Source organism: Psychroserpens sp. SPM9 (genome assembly GCF_025153525.1).
Lineage (GTDB): Bacteria > Bacteroidota > Bacteroidia > Flavobacteriales > Flavobacteriaceae > Psychroserpens.
Genome location: NZ_JANZNR010000037.1, coordinates 1 through 739 on the forward strand (window position 1 = coordinate 1; position 739 = coordinate 739).

Here is a 739-nt window from a genome sequence, read left to right on the forward strand (position 1 = left end):
GTTGTGTGTCATTTGAGAAAAAATGAGAAACCATTTAATAATCTTACTTCTAATTCTAACTTCTTGCAATTCTGACAAAATTGACAAAGCGGAATTTAATGACTTTTCAGACATTGAAATTCTTTATCGAACTGGAGATGAAAGAATCGAATTTTACTCAATGGAAATTATTAAAAGTGGAGAAAAAATAAAAGCAATTAAAAAAAGCCCGTTTTATTATTATGGTTCTGGAACTGACTCAACTTGGACAACCGAAATTGGAAAATCTGACTTAATATTAATAACCAGATTTATTAAAAAGGCTGAATCGATAAAAGATACTTGTTCTTTCAATTCTTCTTCAATCGACTACTACGATATAAAAACCAACGGAAAGGAAATAAAAATTATCGGAAACTGTGAATGGGATGGAATTGATTATGATAGTTTAGAAAACAAAATATTCGAACACAAGTTTGTTGAGTTAAAGAAAAAACGTGAAAACGTTGCTGATTCTTTGGTAATGAGTTTTGATGGAGTTTGGGATGTTTCTGGTTGGGAAAATGGAGTTCTTAAGAATCGGAATTTAGTTTTGACAAGAACAACGGAAAGCGCACCAAAAATTGACGGAATTTATCGCTGGACTTTTAATAAAGAAAAATCAGCTGAATTTAGGCATAGTTTGGACATCGACGAAGGAAGTACTTTAATTGAAATTGGAGCTTCGACATATAAAGTACTGAATATCGTAAATGACAAA

At 31.1% G+C, this 739-nt stretch carries 1 protein-coding gene; it reads left to right on the top strand.

From position 1 onward, the window contains the following. Positions 1-22: 22 nt before the first annotated feature. Positions 23-739, top strand: a 717-nt coding sequence (locus N4270_RS17095; RefSeq protein WP_260098568.1) for a hypothetical protein, incomplete at its 3' end; no start/stop codon positions are given.